This window comes from Halomonas sp. (assembly GCF_014859505.1).
Classification (GTDB): Bacteria; Pseudomonadota; Gammaproteobacteria; order Pseudomonadales; family Halomonadaceae; genus Halomonas.
On the sequence record NZ_JACUUD010000161.1, the window covers coordinates 1 to 5214 of the forward strand.

7 protein-coding genes are annotated in these 5214 nt (G+C 67.4%); 4 read left to right on the forward strand and 3 right to left on the reverse strand.

Annotated features, from left to right (window positions below):
• A partial coding sequence (locus IBX53_RS14355; protein ID WP_290910534.1) for a GGDEF domain-containing protein occupies nucleotides 1–638 on the forward strand: 638 nt, incomplete at its 5' end.
• 37 nt (nucleotides 639–675) lie between these two features.
• On the opposite strand, the gene IBX53_RS14360 is transcribed toward IBX53_RS14355, so the two are convergent.
• The 3 genes from IBX53_RS14360 to IBX53_RS14370 form a co-directional block, all read right to left on the reverse strand.
• Nucleotides 676–1155, reverse strand: coding sequence for a tripartite tricarboxylate transporter TctB family protein (locus tag IBX53_RS14360; protein ID WP_290910537.1), 480 nt, complete (start codon nucleotides 1153–1155; stop codon nucleotides 676–678).
• Complete coding sequence (locus IBX53_RS14365) at nucleotides 1152–2684, reverse strand: tripartite tricarboxylate transporter permease (protein ID WP_290910540.1); 1533 nt, start codon at nucleotides 2682–2684, stop codon at nucleotides 1152–1154. The genes IBX53_RS14360 and IBX53_RS14365 overlap by 4 nt, the downstream gene beginning before the upstream one ends.
• Before the next feature lie 81 nt (nucleotides 2685–2765).
• Nucleotides 2766–3851: a hypothetical protein gene (locus IBX53_RS14370; protein ID WP_290910542.1), complete on the reverse strand. Its 1086-nt coding sequence runs from the start codon at nucleotides 3849–3851 to the stop codon at nucleotides 2766–2768.
• Nucleotides 3852–4316: 465 nt separating this feature from the next.
• On the opposite strand from IBX53_RS14370, the gene IBX53_RS16275 reads away from it, so the two are divergent.
• From IBX53_RS16275 to IBX53_RS14380, 3 genes are all read left to right on the forward strand, one after another.
• A complete protein-coding gene (locus tag IBX53_RS16275) occupies nucleotides 4317–4628 on the forward strand; it encodes a hypothetical protein (RefSeq protein WP_367171617.1) in 312 nt (103 codons plus the stop codon).
• A gap of 19 nt (nucleotides 4629–4647) precedes the next feature.
• The gene (locus IBX53_RS16280; protein ID WP_367171618.1) at nucleotides 4648–5124 is read left to right on the forward strand and encodes a MotA/TolQ/ExbB proton channel family protein; all 477 of its coding nucleotides are present in this window, start codon (nucleotides 4648–4650) and stop codon (nucleotides 5122–5124) included.
• On the forward strand, nucleotides 5117–5214 hold a 98-nt coding region (locus tag IBX53_RS14380; protein ID WP_290910545.1), incomplete at its 3' end, for a flagellar motor protein MotB. The genes IBX53_RS16280 and IBX53_RS14380, both read left to right, overlap by 8 nt.

Sequence of the window (5214 nt, forward strand, 5' to 3'; positions counted from 1 at the left end):
GGCTGGAGGTGCACGCCAGCCGGGTCAGCGGTGGCGGCCGCGTGCTGGGTTTCGTGGGGCTGGTACAGGACATCACCGAACGCCACGAGCGAGAGCGCCGCCAGCGCTGGGAGGCGGAGCACGACCCGCTCACCGGCTGCCTGAACCGGCGCGGCTTCGAGCGCCGGCTGGCGGCGGCCTGTGAGGTCAGCCGGCGCCGTGAGGATGCCGACCTGGCGCTGATCCTGCTCGACCTCGACTACTTCAAGATTGTCAACGACTCGGCCGGTCACGCGGCGGGCGACGAGATGCTGCAGCGGGTCAGCGATCTGCTGCGCGAGGCCGTGCGCGACGAGGACGCCGTGGCGCGGCTGGGTGGCGACGAGTTCGCGATCCTGCTGGGCGCCACCCGTGAGGCGGTGGTCCGTGAGGTTGCCGAGCGCTTGCGCACCCGCCTGGCCGAGCTGCGCTTTGCCTACGCCGGGCACACCTTCACCACCTCGGCGAGCCTGGGCGTGGCGCTCCACGAGCCGGACGAGGATGGTCTGGCACTGATGGAGCGCGCGGACAGGGCCAGCTACCGGGCCAAGCAGGAGGGCCGCAATCGGGTGGTGATGGCCCGGGTGACCAGCGAGGGCTTCTCCCTCGAGAGCGACTGAGCTATCCCCGAACGGACGTTAGGGAAAGGTGACGGTGTCAGAACAGCAGCGGAGTCGGCCAACGCAGCTGCAGCGCCACGCCCAGCGCCCACAATAGCGCCACCAGGCCCCCGGAGAGCGCGAGGCTGGGCAGCCAGGGGCTGCGATACTGCAGCCTGAGGAAGCCCAGCACGTAGAGCCCGGCCGCGGGCAGGGCGCCCACCAGGAAGAACAGGCCGATGAAGGCCGCCATCCAGGCAAAGAACCTGAGCCCCCGGGCGTAGAAGGCGGGGGTGTCGTCCTCTTCTGCCAGGTCGCTGAAGTCGCTCTCCTCCTTGGCCCCGCGACGAATCGCCTGGCGGCCGAGCTCCAGCAGGGCGAGCAGGATGCCGAGGCTCGCCACGGCGGTGGGAAAGAGCCGCGCCCCCAGCGAGAAGGACTGGCTGATCCACAGGATGGCGACCAGGCAGGCGAGTATCGCCAGCACGAAGGAGGTCTGCAGGTGGTGGGTCAGGGCGGCGACCAGGCGTGCCTTCATCGTGTTTCCTCCCGAGGGTTCGGCTTACCGGCCTCGTCGGCGTGCTGGATGGCCTCGGCGCTGCGCTCGGTGGAGCGCTTGAGCATCACGCTGCCCGCCACCAGGAAGACCGCCAGCGCGCCGATGGTGAGCACCCCGGGGCGGGCCAGCCACTCCCAGTCGTAGAGGTTGTAGGACATCCACAGGTAGCGCTCGGCCAGCCCCGAGAGGATGAAGCCGATCAGCAGCGGCGGGCGCGGCATGCCGGCGCGCTTCATGATCCAGCCGAGCAGCCCGAAGCCGAGCAGGAGGGCGAGGTCTGCCCAGTGGCGGGTCTCCTGCCAGGCGCCCACCACCACGATGACGATGATCACCGGGGCGATGTACTGGAAGGGGATGAAGGTGAGCCGCGAGATCGGCTTCGACAGCAGCAGGCAGATCAGGGTGCCGAAGACGTTGGCCAGGGCCAGCGACCAGATGATCACGAACACCAGGTCCAGGTCGCGGGTGAGCATCTGGGGGCCCGGCTGCACGCCGAAGATCATCAGCGCGGCGAGCAGCATGGCCATGGCCGAGGAACCGGGCACGCCGAACAGCAGGGTGGGCATCAGCACGCCGCCCTCCTTGGCGTTGTTGGCGCTCTCCGGGGCGATCACCCCGCGCACGTCGCCCTTGCCGAACTGGCTGCGGTCCTTGCTGGTCTGGGCGGCGATGCCGTAGTTGACCCAGTCGATGATCGACGAGCCCATGCCGGGAATCGCCCCGATGGCCACCCCGATGAGGCTGTGGCGGATCACCAGCCACTTGTGGTTCAGGGTGTCCTTCGCCCCCTGTACCCAGCCGTGGCCGAGGCCCCGGGAGCGCTCGGCGATGGCGCCGCCCCGGGCCAGCAGGTCGATGATCTCCGGCAGGGCGAACAGGCCCAGCGCCACGATCACCAGCGAGAGGCCGTCGTAGAGGTAGAGGAAGTCGCCGGCGAAGCGGTACTCGGCGGCCACCGGCGCGCCGCCGATGGTGCCCAGCGCCAGGCCCGCCACGGCGGCCAGCATGCCCTTGAGCGGGCGGTTGCCGGAGAGCACCCCGATCATCGAGAGCCCGAGCAGGGTGAGCATGAACAGCTCCGGAGAGCCGAAGGCCAGGATCAGGGGGCGGGCGAAGGGCACCACCGCGGAGAGGGCCAGGGCGCCGATCAGCCCGCCGATCAGCGAGGCGGTGAAGGCGGCCCCCAGGGCGCGGGCCGCTTCGCCGCGCTGGGCCATGGGGTAGCCGTCCATGATGGTGGCCTGGGAACCCGACGAGCCGGGAATCCCCATCAGCACCGAGGGGAAGGTGTCGGCGCTGGGCACCGCGGCGGCGATGCCGATCAGCAGCGCCACGCCGGCGTAGGCGTCCATGCCGAACAGGAAGGGCAGCACCAGGGCCATGCCCATCAGCCCGCCGAGGCCCGGCAGGATGCCTACGGCGATGCCGATGGCCACGCCGGCGAACAGCATCATCAGCCGGAAGGGGTCGAGCAGGATCCACAGGGCGTTGATCAGGGCGTCGAGCATGCGGGCGGACTCTCCGGCTTACAGGAACGCGAACAGCCGCCCGAGGGGCTCGGGCGGCTGGGCGGGGGTGGGCTTCGGGGCTCAGTCGAACTCGGTGCCGAAGCGCTCGTTGAGCATGTCGCGCAGGAAGTCGAGCACTTCCGGCGAGGCCGCCTCCATGCTGGCCTTGATCTGGCCGAGGTCGTCGCCCCACATGATGTCGTAGCCCTGGAGGATATTGGCCGCGGCCGCCTGGAACTCGGGGTCGTTGACCATGCCCTCGACGCCGCTGCGCAGGGCGGCCATGGCCTCCTCGGGGATGTCGCCATGGGCCCAGACGGTGCCCCGAGTGTTCTGCACCAGCGGCACGGTGACCTTGAAGGCCTCCCAGATGGTGCCGGAGGGCATCTCGCCGTGGATCTGCTCGTAGAGCTCCGGAGCGGTGATCATGTCGGGCACCGCCGGGTCGCGTACCGGGTGGCCGTCGGCATCGATGAAGCCGATGGCGTAGAGCGGCATGACGCGGCCCTCGTCCACCAGCGGCTGCACGCTGTTGAGGTAGGCCGGGGTGGACTGGGTGTTGATCATCAGCTCGCCGCGCTCGAAGGCGATGCGGGTGTCGCCGCGGCCGCCGTAGCCGGGCACCGCGCGGTACTCGAGGTCGAACATCTCCAGCGCCACCAGCGACTCCAGCAGGCCCACCGGGTCGGTGATGCCCTTGGTCAGGCGGCCGCGGGCCTCGAGCAGCTCGCTGGGGTCCTTGATGCCGGCTTGAGTGGAAATGGCGGTGACGTGACCCATGGGCGAGGCCACCACCGGCTCCAGCTCATCGAGGTCCAGACGCAGCCCCTTGAGGCCCAGGAAGGCGCGCAGGTTGAGGTGGCCGGAGGCGGTCATCAGGGTGGTGCCGTCATGGTCGACGCGCTGGGCGAATTCGTTGCTGCCGAGCAGGCCGCCTGCGCCGGTGACGTTCTCGGCCACGATGGTCGGTTCGCCCGGGATGTGCCTGCCCAGGTACTGGCTGATCAGTCGCCCGAAGGTATCGGTGCCGCCACCCGGCGAGAAGGGAATGATCATGCGGATGTTCTTGCCGTCGTAGTACTCGGCGGCCTGGGCGGTGCCGAACAGGCTGGCGGTGGCGAAGGCGAGGCCGGCGGCCAGGGCGGTCAGGGGACGAATCTGAGGCATGAGTGAGCTCCGGTCGGTGCGATTCTTGTTGTGTAAGCTAGGGATGGCGGATGACAGTCGGATGACATCCACGTGACGCGCACGGGCAAGCATAGGCAGGGGAGCGGGGAAGCACCAGAAGGAGATAAACGGCTGGGTCCTCTGTCCCTGGGCCTCTGTCAGAGGGGCGTGTATGGCACCTTGCACGAGAAGGCGATTCTAGCCGGCTCATTTCCCCGCGGCAGAGATGGCGCAGTTGCGGCCGCTGCGCTTGGGGCGAGGAGCGGTAGGTGATGCCATTGCCTGGCTCAGCAGGAGTGGTCAGGCGAAGCAGCGCATGTTGGCTAATGGGCTGTCATGGGTTTCGGTAGGACGAATGGAGGCACTACTAAAGTTACTCGGCTACCTGCCGATAACAATTCCCATTGAATACTGGTTCAATACCACCCGAACACGCTTCATCGGTGGTAGTCATTCGGAGGCAGCATGGATCTGGCCACGATAATTGGCATGCTTGGTGCCATTGCAATGGTGACGGTCGCCATTTCTTTTGGCGCTTCGCCGATGGTCTTCCTGAACCCTGTCAGCGTGCTGATCGTGGTGGGGGGAAGCCTGATGGTGGTGCTCTCGCAGCTGCGCTTCTCCGAGTGCCGCCAGGCACTGCATGCCGCCAGTCGGGCGTTCAAGCACAGCCTTCCAGATACCGCCGCGACCATCGAGGAGATGATCGAGGTCTCCAAGCTGGCCCGCAAGCGCGGGCTACTGGCCCTGGAGGGTTTCGAGGCGAGCTCTCGCTAACCTGCAGCAGGGCCTGCAGATGCTCGCCGATGGTTTCACGCCGGAAACGGTCAAGGAGGTGCTCGACAAGGAGCGCCTGATGACTCTCGACCGCAACCAGGCAGGCGCGAGAGCCTTTACCCTGCTCAACGAGGTGGCGCCGGCGATGGGCATGATCGGCACACTGATCGGCCTTGTGCAGATGCTGGCTAACATGGACGACCCCTCCTCCATCGGGCCAGCCATGGCCGTGGCCCTGCTTACTACTCTCTATGGAGTTCTGATCGCCAACCTGATTGCCAAGCCGATTGCCGAGAAGCTTGAGACGCGGATGCATCAGCAGGAGAAGCTGCAGTCGCTGTGGACCGATGCACTCCTGGCCATCCAGGAAGGAAAGAACCCGCGGATCGTCGAACAGATGCTTTTGGCCTATCTGCCGGACGAAGTGCGAGACCGCCGTCTGGTCCAGGCGAGCGAAACGGCTGCTGTGTCTTCTGCGGATCGGCCTGATGCCTAAGAGAGTTCGTGAGGGCGGGCGAATTCCACCCTGGATGGTGACCTACGCGGACATGATGACGCTGCTGCTTTGCTTCTTCGTGCTGCTGCT

What these genes read in the sequence shown, in the direction of transcription:
- IBX53_RS16275 (WP_367171617.1), top strand. Translation starts at nt 4,317, where the DNA reads ATGGATCTGGCCACGATAATTGGCATGCTTGGTGCCATTGCAATGGTG.
- IBX53_RS14365 (WP_290910540.1), bottom strand. Translation starts at nt 2,684, where the DNA reads ATGCTCGACGCCCTGATCAACGCCCTGTGGATCCTGCTCGACCCCTTC.
- IBX53_RS14370 (WP_290910542.1), bottom strand. Translation starts at nt 3,851, where the DNA reads ATGCCTCAGATTCGTCCCCTGACCGCCCTGGCCGCCGGCCTCGCCTTC.
- IBX53_RS16280 (WP_367171618.1), top strand. Translation starts at nt 4,648, where the DNA reads ATGCTCGCCGATGGTTTCACGCCGGAAACGGTCAAGGAGGTGCTCGAC.
- IBX53_RS14360 (WP_290910537.1), bottom strand. Translation starts at nt 1,155, where the DNA reads ATGAAGGCACGCCTGGTCGCCGCCCTGACCCACCACCTGCAGACCTCC.